This window comes from Streptomyces sp. NPDC026500 (genome assembly GCF_055567635.1).
The window spans coordinates 260,180-282,388 of the sequence record NZ_JBVHQB010000010.1; the positions used below are offsets into that span (position 1 = coordinate 260,180).

A 22,209-nucleotide genomic window follows, 5' to 3' on the forward strand; every position below is an offset into this window, starting at 1 on the left:
AACCGGGCCCGCCCCTCGCGCCGTTCTACGGGGCCCGGACCGTCCGCTCCGGCGTGTTCCACCCGGAGATCCGCACCGCGGGCCCGGCTCCGTGCAGGTCGGCCGTCCGGTAGGTCGCTGTCAGCGTCACCGACTCGCCCGGCCACAGACTCACCTGGTTGTCGGACCACCGCACCGGCAGCACCGGCCTGCCCTTGGCGTCCACGAGATGCGCGTCGGTGAGGAGTGAGGGCGTCATCCCGGTCCCCGCGTTGCGCAGGACGACCTTGGTCGTGGACGTCCCGCCGGGACCGGAAGTGGTCGACACCGAGGCCGAAACCGGCACCCGGGCCATGGAGCTGAGCCCCTTGAGGTCCGCGTAACTCGTCGTCGGCGTGTAGTACCAGTCGGTGTGCGCCCAGTCGATGGTGTCCGGCCGGGTCGACAGCCAGTAGACGTTCCGGCTGACCTCCCTGCCCCCGGCGTCGCGCAGGACCAGCCGCGCCAGATACGTCGTCGACAGACCCCTCACCGTGGACGGCACCGTGAGCGCGGTGCCGCGCGCCCCGTCGCCGCGCACGGTGACACCGGTCGCCGTCCTGTCGTACCGCTGTGTGCCGTCGGTGTCGAAGAGCGTGACCCGCGCCGTGAGGCCTGACGCGGACGCGTGCCGGTTGTTCACGACGACGACGGACCGGTCGTCGTACGAGTACTGGATGTGCAGCGGCTCGTTGGCCTTCTTCGCCCCGAAGTAGGCCCCGCCCTGGTCGAGATAACGGTCCATCAACTGCCAGTGCAGCGAGGTCCATCCGCTGTTGAGCATCCAGTGGACGACCCCGGTCGAGGGCTTCGAGGAGTCGGTGGCGTTGCGCCCGTACGCCTCGAACTGCGCCCGCACGTTCTCGTACTGGGCGAGCTGCGCCTTGCGTACGTAGTCGGTGAGACCGGTCGGCGCGCCGTAGCGGCCGGCGAGGGCGGCATCGTAGATCTTGAGGGTGCCGAAGACCGGGGACGGTGAGCGGTGGTACTGCCTGGCGTCCGGGTTCTTCCAGAGGGTGTCCAGTTCGGCGGGCGACATCATGCGGCGCAGGGTGTCGAGGGTGGGGATGTCGGGGCCCGCACCGGTCTCGGAGTTGAAGCCGGTGGCGCCGCCCTCGCGCTTGGCGTACCAGTAGCCCGGCGGGATCCAGTCGTAGGGCCCGGTCATCTTCATGCCCGAACTGCCCGACACGGGGGAGGACTTGTCGGAGGCCGCGGCGACCACCGGGGTCGGCCAGTCGGCCGCCTTCAGTGCGTCGAGGTAGGTCTTCTCGATCCTGGCGTCCGGCGCGAAGTCGCTGCCGATGAGGAAGGAGATGACGCTCGGGTGGTCGCGCAGCCGGGCGGCCTCCGCGGCCATCGACGCCTTGGCGACCGGGTAGTCGGCGGCGGTCCATTTGTCGCCGGTCTCCGTGCCGTTGACCTGTCCCTCCCACTTGTCGCAGCACTCCCAGCCGGGCAGGGTGAGAATGCCGTAGCGGTCGGCGAGGTCGAAGAACTCGTCCGGCTCGATGTGGCCTTCGAGGCGGATGGTGTTGAGGCCCAGGTCGCGCACGTACCTCAGCCGGTCCTCGACGTACCCGCGGTCCCAGCGCAGGAACTCGTCCGGGGACCAGCCGCCGCCCTTGATGAGCAGCCTGCGGCCGTTGACGCTGTACTGCCGGGCGCCGTCGGAGTTCAGCGGCGCCTTCACGTCGCGGACGCCGAAGTCCTCGTGCGCGGTGTCGGAGGCGGCACCGGCGACGGAGGCGGTCAGATCGAGGCCGTACAGCGGTTGCCCGCCCATGCCGGCCGGCCACCACACCCTCGGTGAATTCAGGTGCAGCCCGGGGACGTCATACGGCGAGAAGGTGACCGCCTTCGTCTGGTGGGCCGCGAGCGGGACGGTCTTCGAGAACGACACCGGGCCGATGCGGCCGGACACCGTGGCGGTGACGGCCGAGCCGGTCTCGTTGCGCGCCCGCGCCTTGACCGTGAGGTCCGCCGAGCCGAGCGAGGGGACGTCGAGGTGGGTCAGCACATGCGCGTCGCGCAGCGCGACCGGGCCGCCGCGGCGCACGAGGACGTCCCGGACGATCCCCATGTTCTGGTCGGGCGGCGGCTGGAGCCAGTCGATCCATCCCATGGTCAGGTTCTTGTTCGGGTCGTTGGGCCGGATTCGGAAGGCGACCGTGTTGGTGCCCGCGCGCACCAGCGAGGTGATGTCCAGCTCGTGGTGCGTGTAGGCGCCGGCCACCTCGGCGGCGTCGGCGACCCGACGGCCGTTGACGTAGACGTCCGCCGCCGAGATGACTCCGCTGAAGTCCAGATGACTGCGCTCGGAGGTGTCGGTGACCGTGAAGTCCGAGCGGTACCACCAGGGCACGGTGAAGTCGGCCTTCGGGATCTTCCGCAGGTTCGTCGAGTAGAACGGATCCGCGTAGGTCCCGTTCGCGAGCAGCGCCGCGAGGACCGTGGAACGGGAGCCGGCCGGGTACCAGCCGCTCACCCGATAGCCGGGGCTGGAGACGGCGGACGCCGGGTCGAGGACCTTGGCGCTGGACTGGATCGCGTACCCGGACAACGCCGTGGCGCTGCCCGGTGCGGAGGCCACCGGTGTGACGCGGACGTGCGGCACGGCGGCCGCTTCGCTGCCGGGCCCGTCGGCCCAGGCGCTCGCGGAGAGGGTGCACAGCAGGCCCAGGGCGACGGCGGCCGTGGCGAGGCGCCGCCGGGAGGCAGGGCGGTGGAACACGGTGATCTCCTTGGGAGGTGGGGGAGCATCCGCGCTTCGGCACTGCAAGTTAGGAAACTTTACTAACTAGGGTCCACAAGCTAGGCCGGTGAGTAAGCCATGTCAATCACCGGCCCCGTCAATCACAGCGGGGCGGCCCTTCCTCGCGCGGCTCCCGGCCCCCGCCTCGCATGGGCCCCCAGCGTGCCGACCGCTCCGACCGCGCCGGCGTGCCGGGGGTGCCGGGGGTGCCGACCGCGCCAGCGTGCCGAGCGAGCCCGACCGAGCCCGAGCGAGCCGACCGAGCCAGCATGCCGGGCGTGCCGGCCGAGCCGACCGGTCCGGCCGGGCTAGGCGCGCCGGCGTCCCGGCCGGTCCGACCGTGCCGGAGATGCCGACCCTGCCGGGCGCGCCGACCCGTTCAACCGCGTTGACTCTGCCGGTCGTGCGGGGCGCGCCACTTGTGCCGGGCGAGCCCGTTGTGCCGCGCGCGGCGGGCGCCGTCTCCGGATCAGGAGGCCGACCTGCGCTCGAACACCACATCGCGCGCCGTGCCCAGAGCCGTGGCCACCGCGCCGAGCAGCACCGCGTCCTCGCCCAGACGGCCGGGTGCGATCCTCGGGCGCAGGGGTGTGAGGGCGCGCAGGGTCTCGCGGACTGGCTTCAGCAGCAGATCGACGCTGTGGCCGACCCCGCCGCCCAGAACGACCAGGTCGGGATCGAGCACAGCCGTCGCGGCCGCCACCGTGTGCGCGATCCGCTCGCCCTCCAGCCGGACCGCCTCGACCGCGGGCCCGTGGCCCTCCCGAGCCGCGTCGAAGACGGCCTTCGCGGTCAGCTGCCCGGTCATGCCGAACTGCCGGGCGGCTTCGACGACCGCCTCGCCGGACACCGCGTCCTCCAGGGTCTCGGGCTTCTGCCGACCGGGCCACGGCAGGAAACCGATCTCGCCGGCCCCGCCGTGTGCGCCCGTGAACAGCCGTCCCTCGCTGACGACGCCCATGCCGAGGCCGGTACCGATCATGATGTACGCGAACAGCCGACTGCCCGCGCCGACCCCGTACGTGTACTCGCCGAGCGCTGCGAGGTTCGCGTCGTTGTGCACCTCCAGCGGGATGCCCAGCTCCTCCCGCATCCGGTCGAACAGCCCCGCCCGCCCCCACCCGGGCAGATGCATCGCGTACCGCACCCGGCGCTGCTTCTCGTCGTACACGCCGGGCGTGCCCACCACCGCGTGGGCCACCTCGTGCGCGCCGACACCGGAGTTGGCGACGACCTGGTGGGCGGTGGAGACCACGAGGTCGGCCATGGCGCCGGAGGTACGGGCGCGGTTGCGCACGTCGGCGCGCGCGACCACCGCGCCGTCGAGATCGGCGACCGCGACGCGCAGCCAGCTGCGGCCGATGTCTATGCCGAGCGCGTACCCGGCCGCGGGGTCGGGGGCGTACAGGACGGCCACTCTGCCGCGCTCCGGGGCATGCGTTCCGACCTCGTGGACGAGTCCCGCCTCCAACAGTGCGGCGAGCGCGCTGGAGACCGTCGGCTTGGACAGGCCCGTCTCGCGGGCGAGTTGCGCGCGCGAGGCGGCACCGCCGGTGCGCAGCCGGTCGAGGAGCAGTCGCTCGTTGGTGCTGCGCAGCCGCCGGCGGTTCCAGGGCTGTTCGGGCTGCTCTGCGGTGTCGCTGGCGGGCATCGGACCATTCTCACTCATTCCTGACGCCCCCTTGACGCGCTTAGTAAGGCTCCTTAACTTTATCGCCCAGTCAGCCTCGCCGGGCGAACCAAGGGGAGCCCAGCGCCGGCCGGTCACCCGCCGCCCTTGATCCGTCGGCCGCCGTCGAGGCCGGCCGTCACCTCGTACCTCTCCCCGCGTCCTGTCCTGAGGAGGACCCGTGTCCGGTACCCCGCCACCGACCGGCGGTTTCGTCCGCCGAGTCGGCCTGTTCCAGGCCACCGCCATCAACATGAGCCAGATGTGCGGCATCGGGCCGTTCGTGACGATCCCCCTGATGGTCGCAGCGTTCGGCGGTCCGCAGGCCGTCATCGGGTTCGTCGCCGGCGCTCTGCTGGCACTCGCGGACGGGCTCATCTGGGCCGAACTCGGCGCTGCCATGCCGGGTTCCGGCGGCAGTTACGTCTATCTGCGCCAGGCCTTCCAGTACCGCACCGGACGCCTGATGCCGTTCCTGTTCGTGTGGACGGCGATGCTCTTCATCCCGCTGATCATGTCCACGGGCGTGGTCGGCTTCGTCCAGTACCTGGGCTATCTGGCCCCCGACATGAGCAAGACCACCGGCGACCTCATCGGACTCGGCATGGTCGCCGTCGTCGTCGTCCTGCTGTGGCGGGGGATCGAGCACATCGCGCGGATCACCGCCGTCATGTGGGCCGTGATGATCACCTCGGTGTTCCTGGTGATCGTCGCCGCCGCCACCGACTTCAGCGCCGACCTCGCCTTCACCTACCCGGCGCACGCCTTCGAGCTCTCCGGCAGTCACTTCTGGATCGGCTTCGCGGCGGGCCTCACCATCGGCATCTACGACTACCTCGGCTACAACACCACCGCGTACATGGGGGCGGAGATCAAGGATCCCGGCCGCACCCTGCCCCGCTCCATCATCTACTCGATCCTCGGCATCATGGCGATCTACCTGCTGCTCCAGATCGGCACGCTCGGCGTCATCGACTGGCACCGGATGAAGGACCCCGGCGACATCGCCTCCACCTCGGTGGCCTCGGCGGTCATGGAGGAGACCTGGGGCAAGGGCGCCGCCGACACGGTCACCGTCCTTATCCTGATCACCGCGTTCGCCTCGGTCTTCACCGGGCTGCTCGGCGGCTCGCGGGTGCCCTACGACGCCGCCCGCGAGCGCGTCTTCTTCCGCCCGTACGCCAAGCTGCACCCCAAGCACCGCTTCCCGATGCTGGGACTGGCCACCATGGGCGTCATCACGGCGATCGGGTTCCTGATCGGCCGCCACACCGACCTCGCCACTCTCATCCAGCTGCTGACCACGGTCATGGTGATCGTCCAGGCGCTGGCCCAGGTCGTCGCGCTGTCGGTGCTGCGCAAACGGCAGCCGGGCCTGCGCCGCCCGTACAAGATGTGGCTCTACCCCGTGCCGAGTTTCCTGGCCCTCGCCGGCTGGCTCACCATCTACGGCTACGCGGACAAGAACTCCCCGGGCCGTCACCCCATCGAGTGGTCGCTGGCCTGGCTCGCCCTCGGTCTCGTCGCCTTCGTCGTCTGGGCGCGCCTGGAGAAGGTGTGGCCGTTCGGCCCGAAGGAGGTCACCGAGGAGTACCTGGCGGCGCCGGCTCCGGAGACGGCGCCCGCCGGGGCGTGACGGCCCCGGGCGCCCCCGGACGCGCGACACCGAGGGCGCCCACCGGACCACCGGGCATCCGGTCGGCGGCCGCCACGGTGGACGGGGTCGGCCATGGCAGTCGTCGGCCGACAGGCGCCCCGTGACGGCTGTTCGCCGGCTTCCGCTGCGGTCCGGGGCCGATGACCCGTCCTTCGAACCGTTCGGAGGCCGTGGTGCCGTTGTGGTCGGCGGGACGTGAGCGGAAGCGGCCGGCGGCTGTCTGAGGGGTCCTCTCCCCGAGGAGGGGGCTCCTCACCGGAGGGCCCCCTCGGCAGAGGCGTTTCCCCCTCCCGAGGGGCTCTCGTCCGAGATGGTCCCCTCACCCGGGGTACGGGCCGTCGCCTTCCAGATGGCTCCACGTTCGAAGGACCACGTCCCGGCCCTTCGCCGTGCGGAGGACGGGCTCGTCACCGGCGAGGACGAAACCCGCCGACGCGGCGACACCCTCGCTCGCCGTGTTCCCGTCCTCGATGCACAGCACGATGCGCCGTCCGCCGACGTGACGGTGGGCGAAGTCCACGACGAGCCGGACCGCGCGGCTCGCGAGCCCCCGGCCCCGGTACGCGGCCCCCACGCCGTAGGCCAGCTCGACGTCCCGGTCGTCGGCCGTGCCGGGGAACAGCAGGATCTCGCCCCGGGGCCGCCGGCCGTCCGTGGTGATGGCCAGCTGTACGCCCCGCCGCTCGGCGTTCTTCTGCTCCGCCGCCGCGAGGTAGGCGAGTGCCGCCTCGGTGTCGAAGGGAGAGGTGACCGGCGTCCATCGGTCGATCTCTGGATCGTCGTAGAGCGCGACGAGATCCGCGACATCGTCGTCGGACCACTCGCGCAGATGCAGCCCCAGCCCGTCGATGCGCAGCGGCCCGGGGAAGTCGAAGCTCGGTCGGCTGTCCATCGGACGATCGTGACGCGTCGGGCGGGCGACGGCCAAGGACGCGGGGACACGCACATGGATACGGACACGGCGGTCGACGCCACTTGGGGGTTGTCCGGGTGCGCGGGCGCGTGGCCGGGATAGAACTGGGACATCGTCCGATCGTCGGGAGGCCGTGATGCTCGTCCCCTTCGGGGCCCGTGATTTCCTGGACCGCGCCGTCACCGTGTACGGCGACCGCGTCGGCGTCGTCGACGAACCGGACCAGCCGGCCGAGTCCTGGGAGGGGCTGACCTACCGGCGCGTCGGAGAGCTGGCCAGAGCCCAGGCCGCCGGGCTCGACGCGCTGGACGTCCCGCACGGCGCGCGCGTGGCCGTCGTCTCGCCCAACAGCGCCAGGCTGCTCACCTCGTTCTTCGGCGTCAGCGGCCACGGCCGCGTCCTCGTACCGGTCAACTTCCGTCTGACGGCCGACGAGGTGAGTTACATCGTCGAGCACTCGGGCGCCGACGTCCTGCTCATCGACCCCGAACTGACCGACCGCTTCGCCGGGGTCGGCTGCAAGCACCGCTTCACCCTCGGCGCCGCCGCGGACGCCGAGCTGTACCGCTTCGACACCGAACCCCGCGCCTGGGAGGCGGACGAGAACGCCACCGCGACGATCAACTACACCAGCGGCACGACGGCCCGGCCCAAGGGCGTACAGATCACGCACCGCAACATCTGGGTCAACGCCACGACCTTCGCCCTGCACGCGGGTGTCACCGACCGCGATGTGTACCTGCACACCCTGCCCATGTTTCACGCGAACGGGTGGGGGATGCCTTTTGCGATGGCGGGCCTCGGCGTCCGGCAGATCGCCCTGCGCAAGGTCGACGGGGCGGAGATCCTGCGCCGGGTGGCCGAGCACGGGGGGACGGTGATGTGCGCGGCGCCTGCCGTCGTCAACGCGGTGCTGGCCGCCGCCGAGTCCTGGGAAGGAGAGATCCCCGGCCGCGACCGGGTCCGCATCATCGTCGCCGGAGCGCCCCCGCCCACCAGGACCGTCGCCCGCGTCGAGTCCCTGCTGGGCTGGGAGTTCATCCAGATCTACGGGCTCACCGAGACCTCACCCCTGCTCACCGTCAACCGCACCCGCTCCGAATGGGACGACCTCGACCCGCAGGCCCGCGCCGAGAAACTGGTGCGCGCCGGCGTCCCCGCGCTGGGCGTGACCCTGCGGACCGCCGGCGACGGCGAGATCCTCGCGCGCTCCAACGTCGTACTGGAGGGGTACTGGGAGCAGCCCGCGGAGACCGAACGGGCGCTGGCCGACGGCTGGTTCCACACCGGCGACGGTGGATCGATCGGCGAGGACGGATATCTGACGATCAGCGACCGCAAGAAGGACGTGATCATCACGGGCGGTGAGAACGTGTCCTCGATCGAGGTGGAGGACGCGCTCTTCAGCCATCCCGCGGTCGCCGAGGTCGCGGTGATCGGCGTGCCGCACGAGAAGTGGGGCGAGACCGTCAAGGCCCTGGTGGTCCTCGCTCCGGACGCGGAGGCGACCGAGAGCGAGCTGATCCAGTACTGCAAGGAGCGCCTCGCCGGGTACAAGGCGCCGACCTCGGTGGAGTTCCGGAGCGGGCTGGCCCGGACGGCCACCGGCAAGCTCCAGAAGTACAAGCTGCGCAAGCCGTACTGGGAAGGGCGCGACCGGGACGTCAACTGACCGTTTCCCCCGGTCTCCCGCCACCTGCCCTGCGACAGCCGGGCCGCAGGCTCCGCCGAAGGGCCGGCCCACAGGCGTACCGCCGAACCCCGGGCGCGTCGGCGACGGCAGGTCCTCGGATCTCCCGGAGTTTGACATGCAGGTGATTGCCTGCATAACTTTGGGTGTGCGATCAGGAAGCGACTCCGGAATGGACCAGGTCTTCAAGGCGCTCGCCGACGTCACCCGGAGGCGGCTGCTCGACCGGCTCCACGGCCACAGCGGCCAGACACTCGGCGAGCTGTGCGAACACATCGACATGACACGCCAGTCGGTGACGCAGCACCTGGCCGTCCTGGAGGCCGCCAACCTCGTCAGCAGCGTGCGGCGGGGGCGGGAAAAGCTGCACTACCTGAATCCGGTGCCGCTCCACGAGATCCAGGAGCGGTGGATCGACAAGTTCGAGCGCCCGCGGCTGCGCGCGCTCGGCGCCCTCAAGGAACGAGCCGAGGAAGCCATGACCGACAAGCCGAAATTCGTCTACGCCACCTACATCCGGAGCACCCCCGAAAAGGTCTGGGACGCGCTCACCGACGCCGATCTCACCGCCGCCTACTGGGGCCACAGCAATGTCTCGGACTGGCGGACCGGATCCCGCTGGGAGCACCGGCGCACGGACGGCTCCGGTATCGCCGACGTGGTCGGGACCGTCGTGGAGAGCGAGCGTCCGACCCGCCTCGTGACGTTGGCCGCTCCCGAGGGGGAGGGCGACGCGGACAAGCACTCCCGCGTCACCTTCGACATCCAGCCGCACGCCGACATCGTGCGGCTGACGGTGACGCACGAGGATCTGCCCGACGAGGACGCGCTGCGCGACGCCACCTCCGGCTGGGCCGCGGTGCTGTCCAACCTGAAGTCCCTGCTGGAGACCGGCAGTCCGCTGCCCCAGGAACCGTGGCTCATGCCGAGCCGCTGAACCGGACGCGGGTTCCCGGCCCCGGAGGCCGGGCGCCCGTACTGCCGCGGGTCTACCTCCGGCTGCCGTTTCTCTCCGCCGTGAGCGCGCACACCGCACCGAGCGCCACGGCCAGCGCGCCGATGATGATGCTGTTGAGCGCGACTCCGGTGTCCGGGCTGCTGCCGACGATCCACGGCGAGATGATCATCCAGGTGCCCATCGCGCAGATCGCCCAGCTGAGGCCGTACATCCTTCCCGGCGTGGCGGTGAATCCAAGAGCCAGCACACCGATCGCGATCCCCATGATCAGGTTGTGCGTCGCCAGGTCCGGCTGGCTCGTCGTGTAGTGGAGTATCCACGGGGACGCGGCGCAGTACAGGCCGAGCAGGAACACCGGCCCGTCCACGAGCGGCACGTCGCGACCACTGATCACGCGCTCGTACCGGGCGCGCATTTCGGATGCATCCGGGTGGCTGGTGATGTCGCCACGGGGATGTGAGACGTCGGCCATGACTCGGCTCCTTCGATCTGTTCCGATCCCACGGCCGGACCGCGCCCGAACCGGTGTGCGGTCGAGACCGCGTAGCACCATTCTGCGCTTATTTCATCCTTATGTGTAGAGAAGTCGCATAAGTGATGTCATGGCCGATCGGCTCGGCGAACCCGTCGTTCCGCGGGTTTCGCCGGTCCCGTGAGGTCGCGTCAGGGGGCGATGAGCAGGCGGGCGATGGCGCGGCGCGCCCGGGCCGGGGCCTGTGGGTCGCGGTGCAGCTTGATCGACTGGCCGGCCGCGAGGATCACGCCGCCCAGTTCGAAGGCGAGCTGGTCCACGTCGGTGCGTTCGGGGAGCTGGCGGGTCTCGACCGCCGTGTTCAGTTCCGCCAGGATGTACGCCGTCCACGCGCCCAGCGCGGCCAGGACCGCGTCGCGGACCGGGCCGGGGCGGCCGTCGAACTCGCTCGCCACCGAGGTGAGGAAGCAGCCCCCGTGCCCCTCGCCCTCGGCCATGTAGGCGATCCATTCGTCGTACGTGCGGGTCAGCCGCTCCGTGCCGGGCCTGGCCCCGACGGCCCGTGCGGGCACGCGCCGGGTGAACCGCTCGACCGCCGATTCCAGGACGGCGAGCTGGAGCGCCTCCTTGCTGCCGAAGTGACCGATCACGCCGGCCTTGCTCATCGCCAGGTCGGTGGCGAGGCGTCCGATGGTGAGGCCTTCGAGGCCTTCCGCGGAGGCCAGCGTGAGGGCGCTGTCGATGATCCGGTCGCGGGTGGCGGCGGTTTCGGCGACGGACTTGCGCGGGCTCATGCGGCCAGCTTAACCTAACGATCGTTCGCTATTAGCTTACGAACGTTCGTTATCTATGTTCGACGCGGCTCCGTGCCGCCGCCCAGGGGCATCCGAGGGCGGCGCCTGAAGGGACTCATCGTGAAGATCCACCACCTGAACTGCGGCTCCCTGCGGACGATCGACAGCGAGGAGGGAAGCCTGCCCGCTGTGTGCCACTGCCTGCTCGTCGAAACCGACCGCGACGGCCTCGTCCTGGTCGAGAGCGGCATCGGTACGACCGATGTGGCGCGCCCCGAGGAGAGCCTCGGCGTGGACTTCCTCGGCCGCGCCCAGCCGGTACTGGACCTGGCCGAGACCGCGCTGCACCAGGTCACCGCGCTCGGCTTCGGGCCCGAGGACGTACGGCACATCGTGCTCAGCCATCTCGACCTCGACCACGCCGGCGGCCTTCCCGACTTCCCCTGGGCCAAGGTCCATCTGAGCGAGGCCGAGCATCGCGCGGCCATGGCGGCACCCGGCGCCCACCCCGAGGACCGCGTCCGCTACCGCCCGGCCCAGTGGGCGCACCGCCCGCACTGGGTCACCTACGCGGAGCCCGCGGGGGACCCCTGGTTCGGCTTCGACGCGGTCCGCCCGCTGGAGGGCCTGGACGCGGAGATCCTGCTCGTCCCGCTCGGCGGGCACACCAGGGGCCACAGCGCGATAGCCGTCGAAGACTCCGGACGATGGCTCCTGCACTGCGGAGACGCCTACTACTTCCACCGCGAGATCGACCCCGACCGCCCCACCGGCCACCCCGGCATGGATCTCCTCCAGCAGATCACCGAGGTGGACCGGCCCCTGCGGCTCGGCAACCTCGCCCGGCTGCGGGAACTCGTCCGCCTGCACGGCGACGAGGTCGACGTCTTCAGCGCCCACGACCCCTGGGAACTGGCCCGGTACACGGGCGGAGCCGGGGACGAGGGCGTTCGGTAGCCACTGGTCCGGCAGGACGGCCCGGCGCCCTTCGGCGTTCGCCCGCGGTGCTGTCCGACCACCTCCCCGTCCGATCGGAGAAGATCGCGCCCCGGCCAATCCGAACGGACCACTGCTTCGGAATACCTCCGAGAGCTCCGATCGGGAGCCGGCCGGGAGGAAACCGATGAGGCACAGGTCCGCAGACGCTCCGGACAGCGGCGCGGGGCGCACCGAGCGGGAGAAGCGGGGGGCGCGCCGACGTACGGCCGTGATCGGCGGGGGAGTGGCCGGGCTCACCGCCGCGTACGTGCTGAGCCGTGAGCGGCCCGTGGCCCTCTACGAGGCGGACGACCGGCTCGGCGGACACGCGCACACCCATGACCTGACCTCGTCCGACGGACGCCTGCACCGCGTCGACTCGGGCTTCATCGTGCACAACCACCGCACCTACCCGAACCTGTTGCGACTGTTCGCCGAACTCGGCGTCGCCACCCAGGAGTCGGAGATGAGCATGTCGGTGCGGTGCGAGGGGTGCGGGCTGGAGTACGCGGGCGCGCGGGGCCCCGCCGGCCTGTTCGCCCAGCCGCGCAGCGCGCTGCGCGGCCCCTATCTGCGGATGCTCGCCGAAGTGCCGGCCTTCCACCGCGCCGCCCGCCGGCTGCTGGCCCAGGGCGGCGAAGACACCCTCACCCTGGGCGAGTTCCTCGCCCGGCAGCGCTTCTCGCCCTATTTCACCCGGCACTTCATGACCCCGCTCGTCTCCGCAGTCTGGTCCTGCGACGCGGCCACCGCCCGCCGCTACCCGGCCGCCTATCTGTTCCGCTTCATGGACCACCACGGCATGCTGTCGGTCGGCGACTCGCCCGTCTGGCGGACGGTGACCGGCGGTTCCCGCTCCTACGTCGACCGGCTGGCCAAAGAGCTCGACGCCGTGCACACCTCCACCCCGGTCCGGGCCGTGCGCCGTCATGCGGACGGTGTGGAGATCACCACCGAGGACGGCACGACCGCCTCGTACGGCTCCGTGGTCGTCGCGGTCCATCCCGACCAGGCGCTGCGACTGCTCGCGGACCCCACCCACCTGGAGCGCGAGGTGCTGGGCGCCTTCCGCTACTCGCGCAACAGCACCCTGCTGCACACCGACACGGCGCTGCTGCCGCGCGCCCGCGGGGCGCGGGCCTCCTGGAACTATCTGATGCCCGACTGCGAGTCCGACGCGGACCGGGTCCGGGTGAGCTACGACATGAACCGCCTCCAGCGGCTGGACGCCCCCGAGACCTACGTCGTCACCCTCGGCGGCGAGGACCGCGTCGACCCCGCCCGGGTGCTGGCCCGCATGGAGTACGAACACCCGGTCTACACCCCAGAGTCGGTCGCCGCCCAACGCCGACTCCTCGCCCTGAACAGCCCGGTGACCGCGTACGCCGGCGCCTACCACGGCTGGGGCTTCCACGAGGACGGCTGCCGGTCCGGCGTCGAGGCGGCCGAGGCGCTGGGGGTGACCTGGTGACCCACACCTCCGCCCTCTATCCCTGCACGGTCGCGCACATACGGACGACGCCCACCCGCTACGCGCTCCGCCACCGGACGTACATGTGGCTGACCGACCCCGACCACCCGCCCGAACTGCCCTACCCGCTCCGCCCGTTGGCCCGCTTCGATCCCCGCGACCACTTCGACGGCGACCAACCGAGCATCCGGGCGGGACTGGACCACTTCCTCGCCTCGCACGGCGTCGACCTGCGCGGCGGACCCGTGCTGATGCTCGCCCACGCCAGGGTCCTCGGCCACGTCTTCAACCCGCTGACCCTGTACTGGTGTCACGACCTCGACGGCACCGCGCGCTGCGTCGTCGCCGAGGTGCACAACACCTACGGCGAACGGCACTCCTATCTGCTGCACCCCGACGACAGCGGTACCGCGCGGACCCGCAAGGAGTTCTACGTCTCGCCGTTCTTCCCCGTCGACGGCGCCTACCGCATGCGGCTGCCCGAGCCCGACAGCCGCCTCGATCTGACGGTGCATCTGGAACGCGAGGGCTCCCGGCCCTTCACCGCCACGGTACGCGGAACGCGCGGGGCCGCGACCGTCGGCGCGCTGCTGCGCCAGGCGCTGCGCCACCCGTGGTCCACCGCCGCCGTGTCCGCCGCCATCCGGCTGCACGGCATCCGCCTGTACCTGCGCGGACTGCCCGTCCAGCCGCGCACCCCGCAACGAGCCCAGGAGAACGCGAAATGAGGACAGCCGAGTTCTGCCCCGTCGAGGCACCCCGACAGGACATCGACCCGCTCCGCTGGCCGGACGTGGTGACGCGGCCGCAATCCTCGCGAGCCCGCACCGCCGTCACCCGCGCCGTGCTGCGGCGAGCCCTGGAACGCCTGCCCCTGCAAGCACGGTTCGCCGACGGAACCCGCGTCGGCCTCGGCGGCCCCGTGATCGAGATCCACGATCCGTCCGCCTTCCACCGCCGGATCGGCGCCCAGGGCCTCGTCGGCTTCGGCGAGTCCTACATGGCGGGGGAGTGGGACGCACCGGACCTGGTCGCCGCGCTCACCGTGCTCGCCGGCAACGCGGCCGAGCTGATCCCGGCCCCGCTCCAGAAGTTGCGGGGACTCTGGGTGATGCGCCGGCCGGACGTCCAGCGCAACACCCCCACCGGTGCCCGCGACAACATCAGCCGCCACTACGACCTGTCCAACGACCTGTTCACGCTCTTCCTCGACGACACCCTCAGCTACTCTGCGGCGCTCTTCCGGGGCTTCCCCGCCTCCTGGCCGCTGCTGAGCACCGCCCAACACCGCAAGATCGACCGGCTGCTGGACCTCGCCGAGGTCGGACCCGGCACCCGACTGCTCGAAATCGGCACCGGCTGGGGCGAGTTGGCGATCCGGGCCGCCGTGCGCGGCGCCCGCGTCACCTCGCTCACCCTCTCCCGGGAACAACAGGCTCTGGCCCGTGGGCGGGTGCGCGACGCAGGGCTCGACGACCGGGTGAGCATCGAGCTGTGCGACTACCGCGAGGCCGCCGGAACGTACGACGCCGTCGTCAGCGTCGAGATGATCGAAGCCGTGGGCGAGGAGTTCTGGCCCGTCTACTTCGCCACCCTCGACGCCCGGCTCGCCCCCGGCGGCCGCGTCGCGCTCCAGGCGATCACCATGCCGCACGACCGTATGCTCGCCTCCCGCGACACCTTCACCTGGATCCAGAAGTACGTCTTCCCCGGCGGACTGCTGCCCTCCGTGGAGGCGGTGGAAGAGGCGACCCGGGCTCACACCGGCCTGCGCACCACCCGCAGGGACGCCTTCGGGGCGCACTACGCGGAGACCCTGCGCCTTTGGCGCGAACGGTTCACCGAGCGGGCCGACGAGGTCGCGGCGCTCGGCTTCGACGAGACCTTCCGCCGGATGTGGACCTTCTATCTCGCGTACTCCGAAGCCGGATTCCGCTCCGGCTATCTGGACGTCCAGCAGTACCTGTTCACGAAGGAGGACCCGGTCGGATGAGCGGTTTCCCCTGGGGAGCGTTCGCCCAGAACCTCGCACTCGCGGCCGTCGCGGCGTTCGCCGTCATGCTCGCCACCTTCGCCGTCGCCGTACGCAGGGGCCTGCACCGGATCGTGGACGTCGCCTGGGGGATCGGCTTCACCGCGGTGGCCCTCGTCACCTTCCTGGCGTCCGCCGGTGAGGGCGACGAGGCCCGGCGCGTGCTCGTCACCGTCCTCACCGCGGTGTGGGGACTACGGCTGGCCGCGCACATCGCGCGGCGCGGCCGCGGACACGGCGAGGACCCGCGCTACGACGCCCTGCTGGCCAAGGCCCCCGGCAACCGTGACCTCTACGCCCTGCGCATGGTGTACCTCCTGCAAGGGGCGCTGGTGTGGCTGGTGTCGTTGCCCGTCCAGGCCGCGCAGTACATTCCCGGGCCCCTGACCGGCTTCGCGTGGGCGGGCACCGCGCTGTGGGTGTTCGGCCTGTTCTTCGAGGCGGTGGGCGATGCCCAACTGGCCCGCTTCAAGGCCGATCCGGCCCACCGCGGCCGCATCATGGACCGCGGCCTGTGGAGCTGGACCCGCCACCCCAACTATTTCGGCGACTTCTGCGTGTGGTGGGGCCTGTTCCTGCTCTCCTGCGACAGTCCGCAGACGGCCGCGGTGACGGTGGTGTCGCCACTGGTGATGAGCTACCTCCTGATCAACGGCAGCGGGAAGCCCATGCTGGAGCGCCAGATGGCACAGCGCCCTGGTTTCACCGAGTACGTGGCGCGCACCAGCGGCTTCTTTCCGCGGCCACCGAAGCGTCGCGGCTGACCGGTCAGGAGTTCCCTCATCGGCACCGCGGCGTCGCCTGTGGGTCCCCTCCCGCCGGAGGGGACCCACAGGCGGTACGGCGAGCACCTCGTGCCCTCACCGGTGCAGCGAGTGAGGGCACGAACGCTCAGGCGGGGAAATTCAGCAGAGCCAGCGGATCGGAGGTGGGTTCGGCCGAACCACCGGCCGGCTCCACCGTGATCCCCATGCCGGACGCGCCGTCGACGGAACCGTCCATCAGCACCGCCTCGGTGGTGCTGCCCGGGTCCATCAGCCCGGCGGACCGCATGGTGCCCGCGTCGTCGAACCACAGCTGGTAGACCCTGCCGCTCGGCGGCTTCGCCATCCGTGCGGCGATGAACACCGCCTGGTCCCGGCTCTTGGACACGACGACCGTGCCGCTCGCCCCGCCCGCCAGCGTCGTCGTGCGCGACTTGGCGTCGGGAGCGGCGAGGACCGCGGCCACCTCGTCCGTACGCCGTTCGGCCTGCCGGGCCTGCTCCTGGGCGTCCTGGGCGCGCTCGTGCTGCCACACCGCCGTACCGCCCAAGGAGGCGGCGGCGGCCAGAGCGGCGGCGAGCGCCCATCGCGCGGGCCGGCGCCGACGGATGCCGATGCCTCGCGGCGCCGTGCGGGGAATCGTGCGCGGCGACTCCTGCCGGACCGTGGCGATCCGCCGCATGACGTGGTCCTTGAACGCCGGACTCGGCGAGGCGGTGACGGCCAGGCCCAGCCGCGCGGCCGCGGCGGTCAGCTCACTGACCTCCAGGGCGCAGTCGGCGCAGTCCGCGGCGTGCCGCTCGAAGCGCTCACGTTCGTCGTCGGCCAGTGCGTGCAGCGCGTACGCGCCGGTCAAGGTGTGCAGGTCCACCGTGGTCACGCCGTCACCCCCAGGCAGTCGCGAAGCCGGATCAGACCGTCGCGCAGGCGGGTCTTGACCGTGCCGAGCGGAAGCGCCAGCAATTCCGCCACCTCCCGATAGGTCAGCCCGCGGTAGTAGGCCAGCGTCACCGACTGACGCTGGAGCTCCGTCAGCGTGCGCAGACAGCGCCGTACCTGCTCACGCTCCAGACGCGCCTCGACCTGCTCGGTCACCTCGTCGAACTCGGGCGTCCGGTCGAGGAGAGCGGCCCTGTGCTCGCGCGCCGCCGAGGCCTCGACCGAGCGCACCCGGTCCACGGCCCGCTGATGGGTGAGGGTGAGGACCCAGTTCATCACCGACCCGCGCTCGGGCCGGTAGCGGGCGGCGGTCCGCCACACCTCGACCAGCACCTCCTGGGCGACCTCCTCGGACTGTGCCCGGTCGCGCAGCACCCTGCGCACGATGCCGAGGACGGGACCCGCCACGACGTCGTAGAGCGAGGCGAACGCCTCCTGGTCGCCCCGGGCGACCCGGGCCATGAGATCCGGCAGGTCCGGCTCCGCAGACGGGTTTCTCCCGATCTCCACGGCTTCCTTCACGGTGTGGCCCTCCAGGACGCTTTGTGGTTCGGATGTGATCCGAAGCCGGTCGGGCCGCGGATTGGCCCACGGCCCAGGAAAGTCCGGATCCGACGGAAGACATCGGCGCGGTGCGGTCCGGACGGCCCGCGGCCCGCGGCGAGCCGTCGGCGCTCAGACCTCCGCCGCCGACCGCAGACCGTGGCGCAGCTGGTGCAGAGCGCGTCGGGAGTGGCTCTTGACCGTGCCGAGCGGCCAGCCGGTGCGCTGGGCGATCTGTGTCTGCGTGAGGTCCTCGTAGAACGCGAGATGCAGTACCCGGCGCTGCGGTGTGGGGAGTTTGGCCAGCTCGTGCCGGACGAGGACACGGTCGAGCCCCGCCTCGGGGCGGGTCCGTGTGTCGTCGGCGAGGACGAGCAGGGCGCCGGCCGCGCCGACCAGTTCGGTGCGCCGGGTCCGCGCGGACAGCGCGTCGGCGATCTTGCGCCGGGTGATGCCCACGAGCCAGCCGGCGACGGGTCCGCGTTCCGGGCGATATCCCCGACCGCCCCGCCACACGGCGAGGAACACCTGCTGGGTGACGTCCTCGGCCTCGCGCGGGTCCCCCAGCGAACGCCGGGCGAGCGCGTGGACGAGGGGCGCCCAGCGCTGGTACGCGGTGGCCAGCGAGGTCTCGTCCCCGTCGATGATGCCCCGCGCCAGGTCCGCGTCCGTGACGGTGACTGTGTCCGCGATCGTGTCCGTGCCCGTGATCGTGTCCGCAGGCTCGGCGGCCCGCTGTTCGGCGGTCGGATCTGCGCTCATGGCCACGGCTCCTTGCTCCGGGCCTCCTACGACGGGCCCCGTGAACCCATCGTGTGAACCAGGGGACAGAGGCGACAACTCGCATCGTTTCTGCGTCGTATAGTCGCCGTATGGGTGAGAGCCGGTCGGATCAGGGGCGGGAACCGGGCACGGGATCCGCCGAAGCCGCCGTCACCACAGGTGCGCTGGCCCGTCGCCTCGGAGTGTCACCGACCACGCTGCGTTCCTGGGACCGCAGGTACGGCGTGGGGCCCGCGGTTCGTTCCGACGGGCGGCACCGCCGCTGGACGCCCCAGGACGTGGCGATGATCGAGGAGATGTGCCGGATGACCTCGGCCGGAGTGCCGCCCGCCGAGGCGGCCAAGGCGGCCAAGGGCGGGTCCGACCCGGTCGCGTCCGAGGTCGGGACACCGGCCCGCGAGCTCGATTCCCCTTCGCGAGTGGCCGGAGCGGAGCCCCTCGGGGATCCCCGGCAGGAGTGCAAGGGCCTCGCGCGCGCCGCCGTACGCCTCGACGCGCCGTCCGTGGAAGACCAGTTGACCTCACTCGTCACGCGCCACGGCGTGGTCGTCGGCTGGGAGGAGGTGATGGTGCCGACCCTGCACGCGGTGGGCCGCAAGTGGGAGTCCGCCGGGGACCGTTACGTGGAGGTGGAGCACCTGCTGTCCTGGCACATCGCCCGGGTGCTGCACCGGGCCTCCGGACCGACGGGGCCCGGAGTGCCGGCCACCGGCGCGGGACCCGTCGTGCTGGCCTGTGTGCCGGCCGAACAGCACTGCCTGCCGCTGGAGGCGCTGCACGCCGGGCTCGTCGAACAGGGCCTGCCCACCCGGATGTTCGGCCCCGCGGTGCCGCCGGAAGCGCTGACCGCGGCGGTACGGCGGCTGGGGCCGGTCGCCGTTGTGCTGTGGTCCCAGACCCGTTCCACCGCCGACCGCCCGCTGGCCCGGCACATCGCCGCCACCACCTGGGGAGTCAAGGGCGCCCGCAGCCATCCCGTCGTCCTCCTCGGCGGCCCCGGCTGGGCCGGCCGCCCGGAACCGGGCATGCTCCGGCCGCCGACACTGCGGGACGCGCTCACCGCGCTGATGGGCCTGGCCGGCGGCTGAACCGACCGACGGTCACCGCGCGGCAACGCGTACGCCGCCGCATCCCCGCAGCTCCGCGTACGCGGTCCTCCAGCCCCTCTGCGCAGTCCGGCAGCCCCTCGTACGCGGCCGCTGTCTTCCCCTACCCGAACGCGGTCGCTGTCTCACCCAACCCGTACGCGGCCGCCGTTCCCGTCGTCGCGCCGATCAGCCCACCGTCGGCGTCGGGGAAGGGTTCACGGGGAGCGCGGCACCGCTCGCGGGCGGCGTCAGGACGACCTCCGGCTCGCCGGGCTGCGGCGGCGGAGGAGTCAGGTTGACCGCGGGCACCTTCGGGAGGGTCGTCTCCTGGATCACCACCTGGTCGAAGTTGACCAGTCCGGTCTTCTCCATCACGGTGATGTGGTCCAGCACGGTGTCGTTGGCCTGGTCGGCGAGTTGACGTACGAGGGTGTTCTCGGTCGTGGCGCGGATCTTCGCGACGGTCGAGAAGATCTGTCCGTGCGTCACGCGCAGGATGTTGGCGAAGTCGGTGTCGAACTTCTTGCCGGTGTCCGCGCTCAACGTCGCCACGAAGCCCTGCTGCTGCGGAGACGGCTTGTTCGGCAGCGCCACGCCGAGCTGCTTGGCGATCTTGCGGTCCGTGTCGTCGAGCCCGGCATGGCCCGAGATCAGGTGCTGCCCCGCCGTACGGACCGCCGGTATGGTCCCCTTCTGCAGGGCCAGTTGCCCCACCGGGTACTCCCACAGTCCCGCCGCGCGCACCTTGACGAGGAAGTCGCGGTCGGCCTCCGTCAGCGGCCCCGACGGCGGATTGGCGATGATGCGGACCGGGGCGGCGGACGTGGTCTGAATGCCCAGCATGGCCGGGTAGGCGAGCGCGGCCAGAGTCAACGTCAACGCGCCGCACACGAAGAGTGTTCCCGCGTTCCGTGCAATGCGCATCGAGCAGCCTCCTGGGGGCGGGGCGGCGGGCCCGGAGCTGTTGGCTCCGGTCGGCCGCGCGGTGGATCCGGTACGGACGGATCCGGTACGAGTGGTTCGGACGACCACCTATACGGCGGCAGTCCGGTGAGAAATCTCTACAACGGGTAAAATCCCTGGCAGTTTATAGTCGGTCCGAGCCTCCCGATCACCGGGTCACGGCCCCGAGTCGGTCATGTGCCCGAGCCGGTCACGGCCCCGAGTCAGTCACGGCCCCGGGCCCTCTTGAACCGGGCCAGCCCCTCGGACAGATCGACGATCGGGTCCGGGTAGGCGCAGGCCGCCCGGTCCAGGCCCCGGAGCTTCCACGGCTCGTGCACCGCACGCCCCGCGACTCCCGCCAACTCGGGCACCCAGCGCCGGACATATGCCCCGTCCGGGTCGTAGCGCCTGGCCTGGATCACCGGATTCAGGACGCGGTTGGGCCGGCTGTCCGTGCCCGTGCCCGCCATCCACTGCCAGTTGAGCTGGTTGTTGGCGACATCGCCGTCCACCAGCAGGTCCAGGAAGTGCCGGGCCCCGACCCGCCAATCCACGTACAGCGTCTTGGTCAGAAAGCTCGCGGTGAGCAGGCGCCCCCGGTTGTGCATCCAGCCCTCGTGGCGCAGCTGTCGCATCGCGGCGTCGACCACCGGATAGCCGGTGCGCCCCTCCCGCCATGCCTCGATGTCGTCCCGGGCCTCGGTGGGCGAGCGCCAACGATCGTGCTGGGTCCGGTAGTCGGCCGCGGAGGCGTCCGGCCGGGCGGCCAGCACCTGATGGTGGAAGTCCCGCCACGCCAGCTGCCGTACGAACGCCTCGGCGCCCGGACCGTCCGCGCCGCGTGCCCGGTGGACCAGCTCGACCGGCGACAGCGTGCCGAAGTGCAGATGGGGGGAGAGCCGGGAGGTCGCGTCGCCGGGGAGGTCGTCATGGCCGTCCTCGTACGCCCCGATCCCGCCGCGCAGCCAGGCCGTGAGCAGTTTCCTGGCCTCCCTCTCGCCGCCCCGGGCCAGTCCCTCGGACACCTGGGACACCTCCGAGCGGGACGGGATCTCCGCCGAGCCGACGCCGTCCGGCACTCGGACGAGCGGGGGAGCGGCGACCGCGTCCCGCAGCGGCTGCCGCGCCCAGTGGCGGTAGTACGGCGTGAAGACGGCGAAGTGGTCGGAGGACGCGGGAGTGACGGCGCCGGGAGCCAGCGCGGTGACGACGGTCTCATGGACGTGCAGTCGGCACCCCTCCGCCTCCAGCGCCGTGCGCAGCCGCTCCTCGCGGCGATGTGCGTAGCCGCTGACGCCCGCCGCCATGTGCACTTCGTCGGCGTCGGCCTCGGCGACCGTCCTGACCACCTCGGTCACCGCGTCGCCGGAGCGCACCACCAGACGACCGCCGCGTTCCCGGAGCCCGGCGTCGAGATCCGCCAGACAGTCGGCGAGGAACGCCATCCGGTTGGGGGCGGTGAATCCGGCCCTGGCGACTGCCTCGTCGCGGACGAAGAGCGGCACCACCGTGTCCGAACCGTCGAGGGCGGCCCGTAGCGGCGGGTGGTCGTGCAGGCGCAGGTCCGAGGTGAACAGGACGATCGACACGGTCATGGGGGTGGCTCCGGGGCAGGGCTGCGAGGGGTACGGCGTCGGACTGCTTCGGCTGGACCGACCGGTGTGGATGCGTGATCCGGCCGGTTCGTGCGGAGGCGCGGTCGGACCGGCTCGTGCGGATCCGTTGTCCGGGCGGTTCCTG

19 protein-coding genes are annotated in these 22,209 nt (G+C 71.6%); 9 read left to right on the forward strand and 10 right to left on the reverse strand.

The features are described from left to right. Positions 1–25: 25 nt before the first annotated feature. Positions 26–2,752 carry a glycoside hydrolase family 2 protein gene (locus tag ACZ4N5_RS20500; protein ID WP_467758480.1) on the reverse strand — a complete coding sequence of 909 codons (2,727 nt, stop codon included), beginning with the start codon at positions 2,750–2,752 and terminating at the stop codon, positions 26–28. Between the two features lie 490 nt (positions 2,753–3,242). Further along, the gene (locus ACZ4N5_RS20505; protein WP_467758481.1) at positions 3,243–4,424 is read right to left on the reverse strand and encodes an ROK family protein; all 1,182 of its coding nucleotides are present in this window, start codon (positions 4,422–4,424) and stop codon (positions 3,243–3,245) included. Between the two features lie 199 nt (positions 4,425–4,623). On the opposite strand from ACZ4N5_RS20505, the gene ACZ4N5_RS20510 reads away from it, so the two are divergent. Continuing rightward, the gene (locus ACZ4N5_RS20510; RefSeq protein ID WP_467758482.1) at positions 4,624–6,078 is read left to right on the forward strand and encodes an APC family permease; all 1,455 of its coding nucleotides are present in this window, start codon (positions 4,624–4,626) and stop codon (positions 6,076–6,078) included. Positions 6,079–6,418: 340 nt separating this feature from the next. Here the strand turns inward: ACZ4N5_RS20510 and ACZ4N5_RS20515 are convergent, their stop codons facing one another. Beyond that, complete coding sequence (locus tag ACZ4N5_RS20515; protein ID WP_467758483.1) at positions 6,419–6,991, reverse strand: GNAT family N-acetyltransferase; 573 nt, start codon at positions 6,989–6,991, stop codon at positions 6,419–6,421. A gap of 157 nt (positions 6,992–7,148) precedes the next feature. Here ACZ4N5_RS20515 and ACZ4N5_RS20520 point away from each other — a divergent pair, with 157 nt between their 5' ends. Together ACZ4N5_RS20520 and ACZ4N5_RS20525 are read left to right on the forward strand one after the other, a co-directional pair. After that, the gene (locus ACZ4N5_RS20520; RefSeq protein ID WP_467758484.1) at positions 7,149–8,684 is read left to right on the forward strand and encodes an AMP-binding protein; all 1,536 of its coding nucleotides are present in this window, start codon (positions 7,149–7,151) and stop codon (positions 8,682–8,684) included. A 190-nt stretch (positions 8,685–8,874) separates the two neighbouring features. Further along, a complete protein-coding gene (locus ACZ4N5_RS20525) occupies positions 8,875–9,639 on the forward strand; it encodes an ArsR/SmtB family transcription factor (RefSeq protein WP_467758485.1) in 765 nt (254 codons plus the stop codon). Positions 9,640–9,691: 52 nt separating this feature from the next. On the opposite strand, the gene ACZ4N5_RS20530 is transcribed toward ACZ4N5_RS20525, so the two are convergent. Both ACZ4N5_RS20530 and ACZ4N5_RS20535 read right to left on the reverse strand, forming a co-directional pair. Beyond that, positions 9,692–10,132 carry an SPW repeat protein gene (locus tag ACZ4N5_RS20530; RefSeq protein WP_467758486.1) on the reverse strand — a complete coding sequence of 147 codons (441 nt, stop codon included), beginning with the start codon at positions 10,130–10,132 and terminating at the stop codon, positions 9,692–9,694. Positions 10,133–10,323: 191 nt separating this feature from the next. Further along, the gene (locus tag ACZ4N5_RS20535; RefSeq protein ID WP_467758487.1) at positions 10,324–10,926 is read right to left on the reverse strand and encodes a TetR/AcrR family transcriptional regulator; all 603 of its coding nucleotides are present in this window, start codon (positions 10,924–10,926) and stop codon (positions 10,324–10,326) included. A 120-nt stretch (positions 10,927–11,046) separates the two neighbouring features. Here ACZ4N5_RS20535 and ACZ4N5_RS20540 point away from each other — a divergent pair, with 120 nt between their 5' ends. From ACZ4N5_RS20540 to ACZ4N5_RS20560, 5 genes are all read left to right on the forward strand, one after another. Further along, positions 11,047–11,883, forward strand: coding sequence for an MBL fold metallo-hydrolase (locus tag ACZ4N5_RS20540; RefSeq protein ID WP_467758488.1), 837 nt, complete (start codon positions 11,047–11,049; stop codon positions 11,881–11,883). A gap of 166 nt (positions 11,884–12,049) precedes the next feature. After that, positions 12,050–13,375, forward strand: a complete 1,326-nt coding sequence (locus tag ACZ4N5_RS20545) for an NAD(P)/FAD-dependent oxidoreductase (protein WP_467758489.1) — start codon at positions 12,050–12,052, stop codon at positions 13,373–13,375. Then, positions 13,372–14,103, forward strand: coding sequence for a DUF1365 domain-containing protein (locus ACZ4N5_RS20550; protein ID WP_467758490.1), 732 nt, complete (start codon positions 13,372–13,374; stop codon positions 14,101–14,103). Before ACZ4N5_RS20545 ends, ACZ4N5_RS20550 begins: the two co-directional genes overlap by 4 nt. Further along, on the forward strand, positions 14,100–15,368 hold the full coding sequence (locus ACZ4N5_RS20555; protein ID WP_467758491.1) for a class I SAM-dependent methyltransferase: 1,269 nt from the start codon (positions 14,100–14,102) through the stop codon (positions 15,366–15,368). Before ACZ4N5_RS20550 ends, ACZ4N5_RS20555 begins: the two co-directional genes overlap by 4 nt. Then, entirely contained in the window at positions 15,365–16,171 is an 807-nt protein-coding gene (locus ACZ4N5_RS20560) for a DUF1295 domain-containing protein (RefSeq protein ID WP_467758492.1), read from the forward strand. The genes ACZ4N5_RS20555 and ACZ4N5_RS20560 overlap by 4 nt, the downstream gene beginning before the upstream one ends. Before the next feature lie 127 nt (positions 16,172–16,298). Here the strand turns inward: ACZ4N5_RS20560 and ACZ4N5_RS20565 are convergent, their stop codons facing one another. The 3 genes from ACZ4N5_RS20565 to ACZ4N5_RS20575 form a co-directional block, all read right to left on the reverse strand. Then, positions 16,299–17,051: an anti-sigma factor gene (locus tag ACZ4N5_RS20565; RefSeq protein ID WP_467758493.1), complete on the reverse strand. Its 753-nt coding sequence runs from the start codon at positions 17,049–17,051 to the stop codon at positions 16,299–16,301. Next, complete coding sequence (locus ACZ4N5_RS20570; RefSeq protein ID WP_467758494.1) at positions 17,048–17,632, reverse strand: sigma-70 family RNA polymerase sigma factor; 585 nt, start codon at positions 17,630–17,632, stop codon at positions 17,048–17,050. The genes ACZ4N5_RS20565 and ACZ4N5_RS20570 overlap by 4 nt, the downstream gene beginning before the upstream one ends. A gap of 153 nt (positions 17,633–17,785) precedes the next feature. After that, positions 17,786–18,415 carry a sigma-70 family RNA polymerase sigma factor gene (locus ACZ4N5_RS20575; protein WP_467758495.1) on the reverse strand — a complete coding sequence of 210 codons (630 nt, stop codon included), beginning with the start codon at positions 18,413–18,415 and terminating at the stop codon, positions 17,786–17,788. Positions 18,416–18,525: 110 nt separating this feature from the next. On the opposite strand from ACZ4N5_RS20575, the gene ACZ4N5_RS20580 reads away from it, so the two are divergent. Further along, positions 18,526–19,524, forward strand: a complete 999-nt coding sequence (locus tag ACZ4N5_RS20580) for a MerR family transcriptional regulator (RefSeq protein ID WP_467758496.1) — start codon at positions 18,526–18,528, stop codon at positions 19,522–19,524. 186 nt (positions 19,525–19,710) lie between these two features. On the opposite strand, the gene ACZ4N5_RS20585 is transcribed toward ACZ4N5_RS20580, so the two are convergent. Further along, positions 19,711–20,448: a DUF4142 domain-containing protein gene (locus ACZ4N5_RS20585; protein ID WP_467758497.1), complete on the reverse strand. Its 738-nt coding sequence runs from the start codon at positions 20,446–20,448 to the stop codon at positions 19,711–19,713. Positions 20,449–20,690: 242 nt separating this feature from the next. Beyond that, a complete protein-coding gene (locus ACZ4N5_RS20590; protein ID WP_467758498.1) occupies positions 20,691–22,064 on the reverse strand; it encodes a cryptochrome/photolyase family protein in 1,374 nt (457 codons plus the stop codon). Positions 22,065–22,209 lie beyond the last annotated feature (145 nt).